Raw genomic sequence first — 17,200 nt, 5'->3', positions numbered from 1 at the left:
GTGACAGACACCACCGGCGTCAGCACCCGCCTCGATGATGAGCGGCTGGAATTACTGCGCCGCAAGCTCGCTGAACGCGGCCTGGCCAAGACGACGGCCGCGGCGGTCGCGACCGACGACGAACCGCGCATGTCGGTCGGCCAGCACCGGATGTGGTTCGTGCAGTCCGTCGATCCCGACAGCGCGCTGCTCAACATCTGCGTCTCATACCGCCTGTCCGGCGCCGTTGACAACGCGCAGTTGCACCGTGCTGTCGACGCCGTCGCCGCGCGACACCCGGCGTTGCATACGACGTACGCCACCGACAGTGAGGGCGACCCGCACCCAGTTATCCGTGCGGACCTGCGGCCCGAATGGGCCGAACACGACCTGACCGGGCTGACCGACCAGGCGCGCCGGCTACGGCTGGATGTGCTGGCGCAGCGGGACTTTCGCCGGCCATTCGACCTGAGCAAGGATTCACCGCTGCGAGTCACGGCGGCGCGCCTGGCCGACGACGAACTGATGCTGCTGATCACCGCCCACCACATCGCCTGGGACGACGGCTCGTGGGCGCCCTTCTTCGCCGATCTGACCCGCGCATACACCGACCCGGCCGGTTTCGCCGATGGCCGGGTGCGCAGGGACCTCGCCGCGGATGCGACCGCCATTCGTCCGGCGGACCTGGACTACTGGCGACCGCGGATGGCTGACCTCCCGGAGCCCCTCGAGCTGCCCGGGCCCAACGGTTCGGTGGTGCCCACCACCTGGCGCGCACAGCGCGCCTTCGCGCCGCTGTCGGCGGATACCGTCGAGCGGGCGGCGGCGCTGGCCCGCGAGACGGGCGCCACGCCGTACATGGTGTTGATGGCCGCGTTCGCCGCGCTGGTGCACCGGTATACGCAGTCGACCGACTTCCTGGTGGCGGCCCCCGTGCTCAACCGCGGCGTGGGCACCGAGGATGTCATCGGGTATTACGGCAACACCGTGGTGATCCGGCTGCGGCCCCGGTCGCACCAGACGTTTCGCGAGCTGCTGGCCGAAACCCGTGAGGACGCAGTGGGCGCCTTCGCCCATTCGCGCGCCGACCTGGACTGGCTGGTGCGCGAGTCGAATCCGGATCGTCGGCATGGCGCGGACCGGATGACCCGGGTGAGCTTCGGGCAACGGGAGCCCGACGGCGCCGGCTTCTGCCCGCCGGGCGTGCGCTGCGAGCGCGGCGAATTGCGCGGTCATTTCAACCAGTTGCCGTTGAGTCTGATGGTCGAGCTGGACCGGGCACCGGACGGCTCTGGAGCCGGCTTGGTTGAGGCCGAGTACCTGGTCGAGGTGATGGATCAGCAGTTGGTCGAGCAATTGCTGCGTCACTACGCCGCCCTGCTGGACGGCCTGCTGTCCGACCCCGACGTGAAGATGTCGGCGTGCGCGTTGATGAGCAACGACGACGCCGAGTGGCTGCGCGCGGTGTCGACCGGCGAGGAATTCGTCACCCCGGCTGCCACGTTGCCTGAGCTGGTCAGCCGGAGGGCCGGGCTCACCCCCGATGCCGTCGCCGTGGTCTACGAAGGACGCGCCTACTCCTACCGGGAAATCGACGAAGAGTCGAACCGGTTGGCGCACTGGCTCATCGAGCGGGGGATCGGCACCGAGGATCGCGTCGCGGTGCTGCTGGACAAGTCCCCCGAATTGGTCATCACCGCGCTCGGGGTGCTCAAAGCGGGCGGGGTCTATCTGCCGGTGGATCCCACCTACCCGGACGACCGGCTGAGCTTCATTCTCGAGGATGCGGACGCGAAACTGGTGCTGCGCGAGCCGATTACCGATGCCGCGCGCTATCCGGCCAGCGCGCCCGCCGAGCTGATCCGGCCGCTGAGCCCGCAGAACACCGCATACCTGATCTACACCTCGGGTTCCACCGGGCTGCCCAAGGGTGTTCCGGTGCCCCACGCGCCCATCGCCGAGTACTTCGTCTGGTTCGGCGACGAATACCGGATCGACGACACCGATAGGCTGCTGCAGGTCGCCTCGCCCAGCTTCGACGTGTCTATGGGCGAGATCTTCGGCACGCTGATCATGGGCGCCCGCTTGGTGATTCCGCGGCCCGACGGACTGCGCGACATCGGCTACCTCACCGACCTGCTGGCCTGCGAGGGCATCACGTCGATGCACTTCGTGCCGTCGCTGCTGGGGCTCTTCCTGTCCTTGCCCGGCGTCAGCCAGTGGCGGACCCTGCGCCGCGTGCCCATCGGCGGGGAGGCCCTGCCCGGCGAGATCGCCGACAAGTTCCACGCCACCTTCGACGCGTCGTTGCACAACTTCTACGGACCGACCGAGACGGTGGTGAACTGCACCAGCTACCCGGTCGAAGGCACCCAGGGCACCCGGGTGGTGCCGATCGGCCGGCCCAAGATCAACACGCAGGTGTATCTCCTCGACAACGCGTTGCAACCGGTTCCCGTCGGCGTTATCGGCGAGATCTACATCGCCGGAACACATGTCGCGCACGGATATCACCGCAGACCGCAGTTGACCGCCGAGCGCTTCGTCGCCGACCCGTTCACGCCCGGCGGCCGGATGTACCGCTCCGGAGACCTGGCCCGCCGCAACGCCAGCGGCGACATCGAGTTCGTCGGCCGCGCCGACGAGCAGGTGAAGATCCGCGGCTTCCGCATCGAGCTGGGCGAAATCGCGGCCGCCATCTCGGTCGACCCCAGCGTCGGGCAGGCAATCGTGCTGGCCATGGACCTGCCCCAGTTGGGCAAGAGCCTGGTCGGGTACGTGACCCCGGCCCAGGGCGCCGGCACGGAAACGGTTGACGTCGAGCGCATCCGGGCCCGGGTGGCCGCCGCGCTGCCGGACTACATGACCCCGGCCGCCTACGTGGTCCTCGACGAGATCCCGATCACCGCGCACCAGAAGATCGACCGCGCCGCGCTGCCGCAACCGCAGATCGCGGCGGCCACCGAATACCGCGACCCCACCACCCCCACCGAACGGCACATCGCCCAACTGTTTTCCGGGTTGCTCGGCCACAAGCGGGTGGGCGTCGACGACTCGTTCTTCGATCTGGGCGGCCACTCGCTGGTCGCCACCAAACTGGTCACCGCGATCCGCGCGGAGTGTGGCGTGGAAATCGGCATCCGCGACGTGTTCGAACTAGCGACGGTCGGGACGTTGGCCGAGCGGATCGACCAACTGAGTGCGGGCGAACTGACACAGTCGCGGCCCAAGCTGATCACCACCGCGCATGACGAACCCATGCCGCTGTCGGCGTCGCAGCTGCGCAGTTGGTTCGCCTACCGCGTGGACGGGCCCAGCCGGGTCAACAACATTCCTTTTGCGGCCAAGCTGACCGGACCGTGGGACATCGATGCGTTGATCGCCGCCGTCGGCGATGTCGTCGCCCGGCACGAAATCCTGCGCACCAGCTACGTCGAGCTGGACGGCGTGCCCTATCAGGTGGTTGAACCGGCCGGCGTCGAGGTTCCTGTGCGCCGCGAGGAGGGACCGGACGATGCCTGGCTGCAAGAGCAGCTCGATGTCGAGCGGTGCCACTGCTTCGAACTGGATGCTGAGTTGCCGCTCCGGGTGGCCGTGCTGCGCACCGAGGACGCGGGCGAGCACGTGCTGTCGCTGGTGGTGCATCACATCGCCTCCGACCATTGGTCGGCGGGCGTGTTGTTCTCCGACGTGATGACGGCCTATCGGGCCCGGCGTGGCGGAGAGGCGCCGTCCTGGGCCCCGCTGCGCGTGCAGTACGCCGACTATGCGGCGTGGCAGCGCACGTTCCTGGGTGACGCGAGCGGCCAGGAATCCGCCATCGCCGGCGACCAGCGCGAGTACTGGACCCGGCAACTGGCCGGGATGCCGGAGGACACCGGGCTGCGCCCGGACTTCCCGCGCCAGCCGGTGCCCAGCGGCGAAGGGGAGTCCGTCGACTTCCAGATCGACTCGGCCACCCGCGCCAAGCTCGGCGAGCTGTGCCGCGAGCTCGGTATCACCGAATTCATGCTGCTGCAAACGGCCGTCGCCGTGGTCTTGCACAAAGCCGGTGGCGGAACCGACATTCCACTGGGCACCCCGGTCGCCGGCCGCACCGAAGCCGAGTTGGACCAACTGATCGGATTCTTCGTCAACATCCTGGTGCTGCGCAACGACATGGAGGGCAACCCGACGCTGCGTGAACTGCTCAAGCGGGCCCGGGAGACCGCGCTGGCCGCCTACGCCCACCAGGACCTGCCGTTCGATCGCGTCGTCGACAGCGTCAGCCCGGTGCGCTCGCTGTCACGCAATCCGCTGTTCCAGGTCGTCGTGCACGTCCGGGATCACCTGTCCGCCACCCGGGTCATCGAGACCGCGGCAGCGGGCAGCGGCGAGCAGGACACCGTATGCACCTCGCTGGACCCCATCTTCGACATGGCGCACGCCGATCTGAGCGTCAACTTCTTCGGCACCGACGGTTCCGGCGACATCGGCTACAACTGCAATGTCATCTACCGCACCGAGCTTTACGCCAGGCCCACCATCGAGCGGCTGGCCGAATGGCTGGCCCGCGCACTCACCGAGTTCGCCGATGACGTCGATCAGACGCTGCGAGACGTCCGGCTGATCGATGCCGCGGAACAGCACCGCATTCTGCAGGATTGGAGCCGCGGCGAGCAGCCGCCGCACGACCGGCCGCGTACCATTCCGGAACTGCTGGAACCCAGCCGGGCGTGGGGCACCGACCGCATCGCGGTGCGCTGCGGCGAGCAGAGCATCGATTACGCTGCGCTGCACCGCCGTTCGGACAACCTGGCCGCGCTGCTCGTCGGCAACGGAGTGGGCCCCGGGTCGCTGGTCGGGCTGTCGACCCGGCGGAGCATCGACCTGGTGGTGGCGCTCGTGGCCATCATGAAAGCCGGCGCCGGTTACTTCCCCATCGATCCCGGATATCCGCCGGCGCGAAAGCAATTCATGCTCGATGACGTGCAACCGCCGGTCGTGGTCGCGACGGTCGAAGCGGTGGACACCATGCCGCAGGTGCCCGGGGTCCAGCTGATCTCGCTGGACGATCCACAGGTACGCGCAAAGGTCGACAGCGACGACGTGGATCCGCTGTCGAGGGATGTGCGACTGCCGCACCCCGATGACCCGATGTACCTGGTCTTCACCTCCGGGTCCACCGGCAAGCCGAAAGGCGCGGTGGGGACGCATCGCTCGATGGCCGCGCGGCTCGACTGGCAGTTGCGGCACTACCCGCCGCGAACCGACGACGTTCGACTGGCACAGGCCTCGATCACCTTCCTCGAAGGCGGCATGGAGATGCTGGCCGGCTTGGCGGCCGGCGCGACCATGATCCTGGCCGACGACGCCGAGCATCGAGACCCGGAGGCCCTCGGGGACTTGATGAATCGGTATTCGGTGGCCCAGGTCACCGCGGTGCCCAGCCTGGTGTCGGCGCTGGTGGACAGCCGGCCCGACGCCGTGCGCGCGCTCTCGCGGCTGGTCTGCGGTGGGGAACCGGTGAGCACGGCGCTGCTGCACCGGCTGGTATCGGTGTGCGCCGACCAGAACGGCGTCGGCACCGAGCTGCTGAACAACATCGGTTCCACCGAGACCTCCGGCGCGGTGTCCCGCGGGCCGCTGGGCCTGCCCAATCCGCTTGTCGGCAAGCCGGTCCCGGGCGCGCAGGCCTACCTGCTCGATGACGGGCTGCGTCCCGTGCCGGTTGGCGTGGTGGGCGAGTTGTACTACGCCGGTGACCAGCTCGCTCGAGGATACTGGAAACGCCCGGGCCTGACCGCGACGCGGTTCATCGCCAATCCGTATGGCGCCGAGCCTGGTTCGCGGTTGTACCGCAGCGGCGACCTGGCCCGGTGGACCGAGGAGGGCCGACTGGAGTTCGTCGGACGTTCCGACCACCAGGTGCAGGTCCGCGGTTTCCGCGTCGAGTTGGCCGAGGTCGAGGCGGCCCTGGCAGGCGCCGACGGCGTCGCGGCCGCAGCGGCCCGCACCTGGGAGGTGCACGGCGGCACTTCGCTGGCCGGATATGTTGTGCCGCAACGCCCGCTCACCGATGACGCCGCGAAGGCGACATTCGCGGGGGAGGTGCGCGCGGCGATCTCCACGACCCTGCCGGGCTACATGCTGCCGTCGTCGCTGACCGTGCTCGACGTCCTACCGAAAACCGAATCGGGCAAGCTGAACCGGCCCGGGCTGCCTCGGCCTGCCGTCAGCACCGGCGGGCAGACAGAACCGACGCGCACCGACACCGAACGGGCGCTGGCCAAGGTGTTCGCGGAATTGCTGTCGACCCCCGACGTCGGTCGCTTCGACGACTTCTTCGCCCTCGGCGGCGACAGCATCCTGTCCGTGCAGCTCGCCTCGCGGGCCCGGGCGGCCGGCCTGGCGGTGAGCCCGCGGATGATATTCGAGAACCCGACGGTGCAGCAGTTGGCCGCCGCGCTGGATGCCCTGGGTGACGGAAGAGCCGTCATCGAACAGGGCGAGCAGCCGACCGACACCCGTTTCGAGCCGATGAGCACGTCCGGACTGTCGCCCTCCGATCTGGCTGCAGTGACGCAACTCTTCTCGTCGTCGCGCGAAGGCACGACATGACAGCTGCCAGAACCGATGTCGCGCCCGACATCGAGGATGTGATGGCGCTGAGCCCGCTGCAGGAGGGCCTGTATTCGCTGACCACGCTCGCCGAATTCGCCGACGGTGAAGCGGCGGACGACCCGTACGTCATCGGGATAGCGGCCGACATCTCCGGCGAACTCGACATCGCACTGCTACGTGAGTGCGCGGAGCAGATGTTGGTGCGGCACCCGAACCTGCGAGCCAGCTTCTTCAGCCGGGGAATCCCGCGGCCGGTACAGATCGTGCCGTCCCGCGTCGAATTGCCCTGGCGGCAGGTCGCCGCCACGCCAGAGGACGTGCCCGTGCTGGAAACCGGCGAACGCCGGCGACCGTTCGATCTGGAACGCGGACCGGCCATCCGCTTCCTGCTGATCGAATTGCCCGGCGCACGATGGCGTTTGGTGCTCACCGCCCATCACATCGTGATCGACGGATGGTCGTTGCCGGTGTTCGTCAACGAGATGATGATCCTCTATCAGGCCGGCGGCGATCTATCGGCGCTGCCCACGGCGCCGCGACCCTACCGCGACTACATCGGTTGGCTGGCGAGCCGCGATCCGGAAACCAGCCAACGGGTCTGGCGCGAGCACCTGGCCGGACTGCCGGGCCCCACCCTGCTCGCCGCTTCGCTGGGGTCCATCGATCCGACCGACGGGCAGCAGACGGCGCTGCCCCGCACCACGAAGCTGCGACTGCCGGCCGACATCGCCACGCGGCTGGTCGAAGGCACCCGATCGCGCGGCATCACCGTCAACACCCTGATGCAAATGGCGTGGGCCCTGGTGTTGTCGCGGCTTACCGACACCCGCGACGTTGTTTTCGGGGTCACGGTTTCCGGTCGGCCGCCCGAACTGACCGGCGTCGAGACCATGGTCGGTCTGTTCATCAACACCGTGCCGCTGCGGGTGCGGCTCGACCCGGCCGCGACGGCCGGCGAGCAGTGCCGCGCCGTGCAGCGCAACGCGGCGCTGCTGCGCGAGCACAGCTATCTCGGGCATGCCCAGCTCCGCGCCCTCGGCGGGGTCGGGGAGCTGTTCGACACCCTGCTGGTCTACGAGAACTTCCCGATGGACGGGCTGACCGCGGGTGGCGAATTGACCGCCGGCGGTGCGACTTTCCGGCCGTCCGCCCTGCAAACCCTGTCGCATTTCCCGATCGCGATCGCCGCCCACATGGAAGGCGGCGAGCTGGTGGTGTTGATCGAGGCGATGGACGGAGCGCTGGGCGCCATTCCGGCCACCATATTCGGGCAGCGGGTGCTGACCGCCGCCGAGAGGCTGCTGCAGGGCTGGGAGAGTCCGCTGCGCGACGTCAGCGTCCTGCTGGACGACGAGGCCGACCCGCTGCGGGCCGCCGGCGCGGCAACGCCGTTGTCGCCGTTGAGCATCCACGCCCGGTTCGCCGACGTCGCGGCCCGTGCACCGGACGACCCGGCGGTCAGCTGGGCGGGTGGCGCGCTGAGCTACCGCGAGCTGGATCTTCATGCCACCCGGCTGGCGGCGCGACTCGCCCACCAGGGGGTCATGCCCGAAACACCGGTGGGCATCAGGCTGTCGCGCGGCCCGCACTACATCATCGCGATACTGGCCGTGCTCAAGGCCGGCGGCATGTGCGTGCCGATGGAGCCGGGAATGCCCCCCGAACGGGTGGACTCGATCCTGCGCCAATCGGGCGCGTCGATCGTGTTGGACGACCAGCTGACCGAGGAGCTGCTCGCGGCCGGCGAACCGCACGATGACGACTTCAACCCCGTGGACGTTCCGCCCGCGCAGGCCGCATATGTCGTGTTCACCTCGGGCACCACGGGAGAACCCAAGGGCGTCATCGGAACCCACGGCGCGGTGGGCGCCTACGCCGATGACCATCTGAACCGCGTATTGCGGCCCGCGGCAAGCAAACTCGGCCGGCCGGTGCGCATCGCCCACGCCTGGTCGTTCGCCTTCGACGCGGCGTGGCAGCCGCTGGTCGGCCTGCTCGACGGACACGGAATACACGTCGTCGATGAGCAGACCCAGACCGATGCCGAAGCGCTCGTCACGCTGATCGCCGCGCAGGGCATCGACATGATCGACACCACCCCGTCGATGTTCGCCCAACTGCAGGCTTTCGGGTTGCTGACCGAGGCGCCGCTGACCGTGCTTGCACTGGGCGGCGAGGCGCTCGGCAGCGCGGCCTGGGCCCGGATCCGCAACACCTGCGGCACTTCGGCGATGACGGCCTACAACTGCTACGGGCCCACCGAGACCACAGTGGAGGCGGTGGTCGCCACCATCGCCGAGCACGACGAGCCAGCCATCGGGCGGCCGACCCGGCACACCCGCGGCTACGTGCTGGATTCCGCGCTGCGCCCGGTGCCGTGCGGGGCGACCGGCGAACTGTATCTGGGCGGCGCCCAGCTGGCCCGTGGTTACCTGGGCCGCGCGCCGGAGACCGCGGCGCGCTTTGTCGCCGACCCGTTTGGGGCGGCCGAACGGATGTATCGCACCGGCGATCTGGTGCGTCGGATGCCCGACGGCTCACTGCAATACGTGGGACGCGCCGATGCCCAGGTGAAGATCCGCGGCCACCGCGTCGAACCCGGGGAGATCGCGGCCGCGCTCGAATCGCACCCGGCCGTGCGGCACGCGGGGGTGCTGGTGCAGCAGCGCCGGGGCGTCGCGCGGCTCACCGCGTACGTCGCCACCGACACTGGGGCCGACCGGCCCACGACGTCGGAGCTGCGGGGCATGCTCAGCACCCGGCTGCCGCGCTACATGGTTCCGCAGCGCATCATCCTGGTCGACGAAATCCCGTTGACCCCCAACGGAAAGCTGGACGAGACCGCGCTGGCCGCCATCGACGAAGCCGAATCGCAGGTCGGCGCGGCGACGCCCGAGACCGCCACGGAATCCGCGCTGGCCGAACTGCTCGCCGAGTTGCTCGGGCAACCGCGCATCGACGTCACCGCGGACTTCCTGCAGCTGGGCGTGGACAGCATCATGGCGCTGTCGGTGGTACAAGCGGCGCGCTCACGCGGAATCGCGTTGCGCGCCAGGCTCATCCTCGAGTGCAGCAACATCCGCGAACTGGCCGAGGCGATCGACTCGGAAACCACGGCCACTGCCCAGCAGGCGGACACGGGATCTGGACCAATGCCGTTGCTGCCCAACGGCCGATGGCTCTACGAATTCGGCGACCCGCGCAGGCTCGCACAGACCGAAGCCATCCGGTTGCCCGAGATGCTGAGCCGCGAGGACTTGGACGCGGCGTTGGCAAGCATCGTCGAGGGCCACGAGGTGCTGCGCACCCGGGTGGACCGCTCCACCATGACCCTGGTTCCGGTGCCCGCCGCCGACATCATCGACGCGGTCAAAGAGGTTGAGGTGGTTGGCGATCTGGCCGCAGCGGTGCCCGCCCACGTCGCCGAGGCCGTCGACCGCCTGGACCCCGAACGCGGAACGCTGCTGTCCGCCGTGTGGTTGCGACCCCCGACGGGGGAGAGCGTTCTGCTGCTGGCCGCGCACGTCGTCGCGCTGGACCCGGCGTCGTGGCGCGTGGTCCTCGGTGAGCTCGGTGCCGCCCTGACGGCCTCGACCACCGGCCACTCGCCGGCGCCCATCCGCGAACACACCAGCTATCGGCGCTGGGCGGGCGCGCTCACCGCGCGGGCACGTCGGTTGGACACGGTGCAATTCTGGACGTCCCAACTGGACGGCGACGATCCCGACCTCGGTGCCCGCCGCCTCGATCCGAGCCGCGATCGGGCTCGCGACCTGATCGTCCGCAACGTAGTCACCGACGCCGACATCACCCGCCGGCTGCTGGATTCGGGCCTGTCGTTGCCCACGCTGCTGGTGGCCGCGACCGCGGCGACGGTGACGCGCTGGCGCGAGATGCGCCGCCAGGCCACCCCATCCCCGTTGCTGGCACTCGAAACACACGGCCGCGCCGACAGTTTGGTGGACGGGCCGGGCGCACACACTATCGACACCGGCGACACGGTCGGGTTGCTCAGTTCCATCTACCCGGTGCGGATTGACTCGACGGATCCGCAGCAGGTGGGGGAGAAGTTGGCGGCGATCCCCGGCGATGGACTCGACTACGGGCTGCTGCGCTACTTGCGGGACGACACCGCCGAGCGGCTCGCCCGTTATGCGCCTCCGCAGCTGCTGCTGAACTATCTCGGCGCCGCGCACACGGACGGCGGCACGGGACTGCGGCTCGAGCGCGAGCTACTCGCCGGCTCGTCGCCGGTGCCGGAGCCGGAACTGGCGGTGCGACACGAGCTGACCATCGCCGCGATGGTGCTGAGCTATGACGGGGAGCGGGTTCTGGCCGCGCAGTGGCGCGCCCTGCCCGACATCCTCGATGACACGGATATTAGCGCGCTACAAGAACTTTGGATTGATTCGCTGCGGGAGATGGTGAAATGAGCACACTTGCGATCGTGGGTGCCGGCGCCAAGGCCGTGGCCGTGGCCGCCAAGGCCTTCGCGCTGCGCGAAATGGGCGTCGAAGTCCCCGACGTGGTCGCGGTGGAGCGGATCGGCGTCGCGGCGAACTGGCAGGCCAGCGGCGGCTGGACCGACGGCGCGCACCGGCTGGGCACCAGCCCTGAAAAGGACGTCGGGTTTCCCTACCGCTCGGCGCTGGTGCCGCGCCGTAACGCCGAACTCGACGAGCGGATGACCCGTTACAGCTGGCAGTCCTATCTGATCGCGACAGCGTCGTTCGCCGAGTGGATCGACCGCGGCAGGCCGGCGCCGACGCATCGCCGATGGAGCCAGTACCTGAGTTGGGTCGCGCATCACGTCGGCATGAACGTGGTGCACGGTGATGTCGAACGATTGGCGATCACCGGGGACCGCTGGGCGCTGCACACGCACGAGACCACCGTGCACGCCGATGCGTTGATGATCACCGGCCCTGGGCAGGCCGAAAAGTCTTTGCTTCCCGGCAATCCGCGCATGCTGTCGATCGCCCAGTTCTGGGACCGCGCCGCCAACCACGACCGGATCAATGCGGAGCGGGTGGCGGTGATCGGCGGTGGCGAGACGGCCGCGGCGATGCTCTATGAGCTGTTCCGGCACCGGGTTTCCAGCATCACCGTGATTTCGCCGCAAGCCACGTTGTTCACCCGCGGCGAGGGGTTTTTCGAGAACTCGCTGTTCTCCGATCCCACCAACTGGCCCGCGCTCACGCTTGCCGAGCGCCGCGACGCGTTGGCCCGCACCGACCGCGGGGTTTTTTCGTCCAACGTGCAGGAAGCGTTGCTGGCCGACGATCGCATCCACCACCTGCGTGGCCGCGTTGCCCACGCGGTGGGCAAGGAGGGGCAGATCCGGTTGACACTGTCCACCAACCGCGGCAGCGAGAACCTGGAGACGGTACACGGGTTTGATCTCGTCATCGACGGGTCCGGCGCTGACTCGCTTTGGTTCGCACCACTATTCAGCCAGGACGCGCTTGATCTGCTAGAACTCGGTCTGGGTGGGCCCCTGACCTCGGAACGGCTGCAGGAGGCGATAGGTTATGACCTGGCCGTCACAGACGTGACACCGAAGTTGTTCCTGCCGAACCTGTCGGGACTTACCCAGGGGCCGGGGTTTCCCAACCTGAGCTGCCTTGGACTGCTATCCGACCGGGTGTTGGGATCCACCGTCAGCCCGTCCAAGTATCCCGTGAGAAGGAGACACGATGAGCGCCAACCCCTTTGACGACGACAACGCCACCTTTGTGGTGCTGGTCAACGACGAGGACCAGCACAGCCTGTGGCCGACCTTCGCTGACACGCCGGCCGGCTGGCGGGTGGTGTTCGGCGAAGCCAGCCGGGCGGACTGCCTGCACTACGTGGAACAGAACTGGTCGGACATCCGCCCCAAGAGCTTGATCCAGGCGCTCGCCGGGGAGTAGCACGGGGTCTGCGGGGGCGGATTCTTGCCGCTACACGCTTGCGGCACAGAGCAATTAGCGTGTTTTCGCACGTCGCGATCGTAGCGTCGTCGTAACGTGACCGACCTGAGACACAAATTGCGGAGTCACAGGGCACACTTACACCATCTTCAACCATGAAGACGTGTGACCGTGTGCGGCGATCCGCAGGATTTCCGCCGCGGTCCATGTGCACCGAAGGGGGACCTGTGAAATCCGTGAAGTCCATTGCCACGGGGGTGGCGGCACTGACCGCCATTGGCGGCGCCGCCGCCGGTGTGGCTTCCATTGCAGCACCGATCGGCCTGGATCAGGTGCAACTGGCTGCGGTCGGCGCGCCACTGCCGCAGGACCCGCCGCCTCCGCCTCCGCCCCCGCCGCCGGGAGCGCCGGGGCAGTTGCCGACGGCGGATCAGTTGGCCAACCTCTGCAACCAGGTAACCGACCCCGGCGTCAACTACAGGGACAAGACCAACTTCATTGAAAACGGCGTCCCTCAAAACGAGGGTATGGTGGCCGACCACGACCTGCGGAAGGCCTATCGGAACGGGAACTTCCCAGAGCAGTTCAACGTGACGAACATCGCGCCGGCGGGCCCGAACATGGCCCAGGCCGATGTCGGCATCACGGGCCCGAAGTTCGCCGGGCCGGTCAACAAGCACCTGGTGTTCGTCAACCAGAACGGAAACTGGGTCCTGCAGCACGACGCGGCGATCGCACTGATTCAGGCGGCGACGGCGACCAACTAGACAGTTCGGCGAATTCGCCGGGCAACAGCGATTCAAGCAGACCCCATGCGCCCCGCAAGGCGGCGCATGGGGTTTTGCGTTTCAGTTCCCCTCATGACCTGTCGCCCGGCGGACACCAACCCGCGTCCTCGCACAGCCGGCGCACAGTTTGCTCTGGTTTTTTCCACATCGGATCGCCGTAACGTATCGGTGCCTAGACACGAAATACCAGACGCAACGGGCACACCTACACGATCTGAGCCGCCGAATGGCGGTGCGGATTGCAATGCGTCGAAATTCGTGCCCACCGAAGGGGGAACCATGAAGACCGTTAAGACCCTGGCCACCGCAGTGGCAGCGCTGGCCATCGTCGGGGGCGCCGCCGCCGGCATCGCCTCCGTCGCGACCCCGACTTCGCTGGCCGCCGGGGTGCGGCTCGCCACCGTCGGTGCGCCGCTTCCGCAGGATCCGCCGGCACAGCCGGTCGCCGGTGCCAACGTGCCGACTCCCGATCAGCTGACGGGCGTGCTCAACAGCCTCGCCGACCCGAACGTGTCGTTCAACAGCAAGAGCAATCTGGTGCAGGGTGGCATCAGTGGTATGGAAGCGCACGTCGCGGACAAGAAGCTGCAGAAGGCCGCCAAGAACGGCGACCTGCCGCTGTCGTTCGACGTCACGAACATCCAGCCGGCCGCGGCCGGTTCGGCGACCGCCGACGTTGCGGTCTCCGGCCCCAAGCTGCCGTCGCCGGTCACGCAGAACGTCACCTTCGTCAACCAAGGCGGCTGGGTGCTGTCGCGGGCGTCGGCGATGGAGCTGCTGCAGGCCGCCGGTCAGTGACCTGCGCGCACGGCGCGTAGGTCTAGCCGGGCGATGCGGGCCGGATCCGCGAGCACATCGATCGCGCGGATCCGGCCATCGCGCACCACGAAACCCATGACGGATGCCGCACGGCCGGCGATGAAAATCACCGCGCCGGCGGCACCGTTGACGGTCGCGGCACGCGCCTCGCGCTCCGGGCCCGCGTAACCGCGGGCCAGCTCGGCCACCGAGGCCGCGCCCTGGGCGCGGAAGACGGCCCTGGTGGCGCCGAAGTCACCCCGCAACACCACGTCGGGATCCAGCACCGCGACCAGGCGGTCGAACTCGCCGCTGCGCCCCGCCGCGAAGAACGCGTCGACCACCTCGCGTTGCGCGGCCAACGTGCCGTCGGGAACCGGATCGGCCTGCTCGATTCGGCGTCGGGCCCGGCTGGCGAGTTTGCGGGCCGAGTCCGGCGTCCGGTCGACGATGGTCGCGATCTGATCGAACGGCACGGTGAAGACGTCGTGCAGGACGAACGCCAGCCGCTCGGCCGGCGGCAACGTGTCCAGCACCACGAACAGCGCCAGCCCCACCGCGTCGGCCAGCATCGCGCGGTGCTCGGGGTCGAATTCCCCCTCTGCCTCCACGATCGGATCCGGCAGGTGACCGACCAGCTCCTCGCCGCCGCGAATCCGGCGGTCGCGCAACATGTTCAGGCAGATGCGTGCCACCACCGTGGTCAGCCAGGCGTCCAGGTTGGCGATGCTGTCCCCGCCGTCCGACTCGGCCGCGCGGCTCAACCGCAGCCACGCCTCCTGCACCGCATCCTGGGCGTCGTCGATCGAGCCCAGCATGCGGTAGGCGATGGCGCCCAGCTGCGGTCGGGCCGCCTCGAAGCGTGCCGCCAATGACGCTTCGGTCGTCACGAACGATCGGTCTCCGGTAGGGCGCACACCCGCTGACCGGAAAAGCCCGACGATCCGATGTCGAGCGCGATGTTGAAACGGGCCCGAAGGTTGCCCAGCGTGATCACGTGGGTCAGACCGACGAGCTGTGCGGCATCGAAATGCGCGCGCAGCGCGTCGAACAGTTCATCGCTCACCTCGACCGGGGTGCGGCTGATCGCGGTGGCATACCGCAGGATCAGCTTGTCGACGTCGGAAAAGCACGGCGCGTTCTGATAATCGGAGAGGGCCAACAGCTCTTCGTCGGTCATGCCCCAGCGGCGCGCGATCTGTGAGCCGAGGTCGATGCAGTACTCGCAGCCCACCGTCGTCGCCGCCTTCAGCTCGGCCAGCGCTCGCTGGCGGGGACTGAGGACGTCCAGCTTCGATTCGGCCTGCTCCAACTTGCCGTAGGCGTTGAGCAATCGCGGGATGTGCGCATACATCCGCAGCGGTTCCAGCATCCCCGCGGTTTCCAGCCCGGTCATGTGCGCGAGCTTGCGCTTGGTGAAATAGAACGCGATCTTGGCGCCGAGGCCGGCGTCGCGGTCGGAGACTCCTTGCAGCCTTGGCATGGCGACCCTCCTGGCAGGTTGTGTTGTTAACCAACGTCCTTACTAGGTCGACACGCGGCGAGGCCCGAACGTGACACTTACCCGGGCGCGCCCAGCGGCATATCCATGTCGAACACCCGAGCGTGCAAGACGGTGCGGTTTCGCAGCGCGGCGCGCACCGCGCGATGCAGGCCGTCTTCGAGATAGGTGATGCCCTTCCACCGCACCGCGTGCGGGAAGAGATCGCCGTAGAAGGTGGAGTCCTCGGAGAGCAGGCGGTCCAGTGCGAGCACCGTTGTGGTGGTGACCAATTCGTCGAGCCGGATCTGCTGCGGCGGTATCTGGGACCAATCCCGGTAGGACAAGTTGTGTTCGGGATACGGCTTGCCGTCGCGTACGCCCTTGAAGATCATCGGCCGACCTTCCCCGACTCATAGCTGTGGCCCGACCGGTTCATTCTGGAAAGGCTAGCCGGAGCGACGTTCGTCAGCACTGATGCCTTTGAAGAAAGCTCTGCGGCCACCGAATCCGCCGAACCGCCGCTGGTAACGGTCGGCACCACCCGAGCCCGTAAAATGAATCCGGTCAAGATCTTATCGAAGGAGGTGGCGGCCGGTGGGAAGTGCCGATGACCGTCGGTTCGAGGTGTTGCGCGCCATCGTCGCCGACTTCGTCGCCACCAAGGAACCGATCGGTTCCAAGGCGTTGGTGGAGCGCCACAACCTGGGCGTCTCGTCCGCAACCGTCCGCAACGACATGGCGGTGCTCGAGGCCGAGGGCTACATAGCCCAGCCGCACACCAGTTCCGGGCGGGTGCCCACGGAGAAGGGCTACCGCGAATTCGTCGACCGGCTCGACGACGTCAAGCCCCTGTCCTCGGCCGAACGGCGCGCGATCCAGAGCTTCCTCGAGTCCGGGGTCGACCTCGACGACGTGCTGCGCCGGGCGGTGCGGCTGCTGTCGCAGCTGACCCGGCAGGTGGCCGTGGTGCAGTACCCCACGCTGTCGTCGTCGACGGTGCGCCACCTCGAGGTGATCGCCCTGACCCCCGCGCGGCTGCTGATGGTCGTCATCACCGACTCGGGCCGGGTGGATCAGCGGGTCGTCGAACTCGGTGACGTCATCGACGACCACGAACTTTCTCAGCTGCGGGAGATGCTCGGCCAGGCGCTGGTGGGCAAGAAGCTGTCGGCCGCCTCGGTCGCGGTGGCCGACCTCGCCGGACAGCTACGCAGCCCGGACGGCCTGGGCGACGCCGTGGGCCGGTCGGCGACGGTGTTGCTGGAATCCCTCGTCGAACACACCGAAGAGCGCCTGTTGCTGGGCGGTACCGCCAACCTGACCCGCAACGCGGCCGATTTCGGTGGCTCGTTGCGCTCCATCCTGGAAGCGCTGGAGGAGCAGGTGGTGGTGCTGCGGTTGCTGGCCGCCCAGCAGGAAGCCGGTAAGGTGACGGTGCGCATCGGCCACGAGACGGCCGCCGAGCAGATATTGGGCACCTCCGTGGTCACCACCGCCTACGGCACCTCCGACACCGTTTACGGGGGAATGGGTGTGCTGGGGCCCACCCGGATGGACTATCCGGGAACTATTGCCAGCGTTGCTGCGGTTGCCCTTTATATCGGCGAAGTCCTGGGTGCTCGATGAACGCGCAACCG

The 17,200-nt window shown here is 68.2% G+C and carries 10 protein-coding genes; 7 read left to right on the top strand and 3 right to left on the bottom strand.

The window, feature by feature from the left end:
* The 6 genes from ACZYVJ_RS05805 (at position 1) to ACZYVJ_RS05780 (ending at position 14,080) form a co-directional block, all read left to right on the top strand.
* Entirely contained in the window at positions 1–6,579 is a 6,579-nt protein-coding gene (locus ACZYVJ_RS05805) for an amino acid adenylation domain-containing protein (RefSeq protein ID WP_463830151.1), read from the top strand.
* Positions 6,576–11,015, top strand: a complete 4,440-nt coding sequence (locus tag ACZYVJ_RS05800) for an amino acid adenylation domain-containing protein (protein ID WP_463830150.1) — start codon at positions 6,576–6,578, stop codon at positions 11,013–11,015. The genes ACZYVJ_RS05805 and ACZYVJ_RS05800 overlap by 4 nt, the downstream gene beginning before the upstream one ends.
* On the top strand, positions 11,012–12,298 hold the full coding sequence (gene mbtG / locus ACZYVJ_RS05795; protein ID WP_463830149.1) for an NADPH-dependent L-lysine N(6)-monooxygenase MbtG: 1,287 nt from the start codon (positions 11,012–11,014) through the stop codon (positions 12,296–12,298). The genes ACZYVJ_RS05800 and mbtG overlap by 4 nt, the downstream gene beginning before the upstream one ends.
* Positions 12,279–12,494: an MbtH family protein gene (locus ACZYVJ_RS05790; protein ID WP_463830148.1), complete on the top strand. Its 216-nt coding sequence runs from the start codon at positions 12,279–12,281 to the stop codon at positions 12,492–12,494. Before mbtG ends, ACZYVJ_RS05790 begins: the two co-directional genes overlap by 20 nt.
* A gap of 227 nt (positions 12,495–12,721) precedes the next feature.
* A complete protein-coding gene (locus tag ACZYVJ_RS05785) occupies positions 12,722–13,261 on the top strand; it encodes an MTB12 family secreted protein (protein WP_463830147.1) in 540 nt (179 codons plus the stop codon).
* A 300-nt stretch (positions 13,262–13,561) separates the two neighbouring features.
* On the top strand, positions 13,562–14,080 hold the full coding sequence (locus ACZYVJ_RS05780; protein ID WP_463830146.1) for an MTB12 family secreted protein: 519 nt from the start codon (positions 13,562–13,564) through the stop codon (positions 14,078–14,080).
* On the opposite strand, the gene ACZYVJ_RS05775 is transcribed toward ACZYVJ_RS05780, so the two are convergent.
* The 3 genes from ACZYVJ_RS05775 to ACZYVJ_RS05765 all read right to left on the bottom strand — a co-directional run bounded on the left by ACZYVJ_RS05775 (position 14,074) and on the right by ACZYVJ_RS05765 (position 15,955).
* Complete coding sequence (locus ACZYVJ_RS05775) at positions 14,074–14,970, bottom strand: sigma-70 family RNA polymerase sigma factor (RefSeq protein ID WP_463830145.1); 897 nt, start codon at positions 14,968–14,970, stop codon at positions 14,074–14,076. The genes ACZYVJ_RS05780 and ACZYVJ_RS05775 overlap by 7 nt on opposite strands.
* The gene (locus tag ACZYVJ_RS05770; RefSeq protein ID WP_463830144.1) at positions 14,967–15,563 is read right to left on the bottom strand and encodes a carboxymuconolactone decarboxylase family protein; all 597 of its coding nucleotides are present in this window, start codon (positions 15,561–15,563) and stop codon (positions 14,967–14,969) included. The genes ACZYVJ_RS05775 and ACZYVJ_RS05770 overlap by 4 nt, the downstream gene beginning before the upstream one ends.
* 77 nt (positions 15,564–15,640) lie before the next feature.
* Positions 15,641–15,955, bottom strand: coding sequence for a type II toxin-antitoxin system VapB family antitoxin (locus ACZYVJ_RS05765; protein WP_463830143.1), 315 nt, complete (start codon positions 15,953–15,955; stop codon positions 15,641–15,643).
* A gap of 202 nt (positions 15,956–16,157) precedes the next feature.
* On the opposite strand from ACZYVJ_RS05765, the gene hrcA reads away from it, so the two are divergent.
* A complete protein-coding gene (gene hrcA, locus ACZYVJ_RS05760; protein WP_064878203.1) occupies positions 16,158–17,189 on the top strand; it encodes a heat-inducible transcriptional repressor HrcA in 1,032 nt (343 codons plus the stop codon).
* Positions 17,190–17,200 lie beyond the last annotated feature (11 nt).

It is taken from the genome of Mycobacterium sp. IDUB_3 (assembly GCF_055419585.1).
Note: the sequence above shows the minus strand (reverse complement) of the source record. Positions and strands in the feature narration are given on the sequence as shown.

Coding starts and splice junctions, on each gene's coding strand:
- ACZYVJ_RS05800 (WP_463830150.1), top strand. CDS start 6,576: ATGACAGCTGCCAGAACCGATGTCGCGCCCGACATCGAGGATGTGATG.
- mbtG (WP_463830149.1), top strand. CDS start 11,012: ATGAGCACACTTGCGATCGTGGGTGCCGGCGCCAAGGCCGTGGCCGTG.
- ACZYVJ_RS05790 (WP_463830148.1), top strand. CDS start 12,279: ATGAGCGCCAACCCCTTTGACGACGACAACGCCACCTTTGTGGTGCTG.
- ACZYVJ_RS05780 (WP_463830146.1), top strand. CDS start 13,562: ATGAAGACCGTTAAGACCCTGGCCACCGCAGTGGCAGCGCTGGCCATC.
- ACZYVJ_RS05770 (WP_463830144.1), bottom strand. CDS start 15,563: ATGCCAAGGCTGCAAGGAGTCTCCGACCGCGACGCCGGCCTCGGCGCC.
- ACZYVJ_RS05765 (WP_463830143.1), bottom strand. CDS start 15,955: ATGATCTTCAAGGGCGTACGCGACGGCAAGCCGTATCCCGAACACAAC.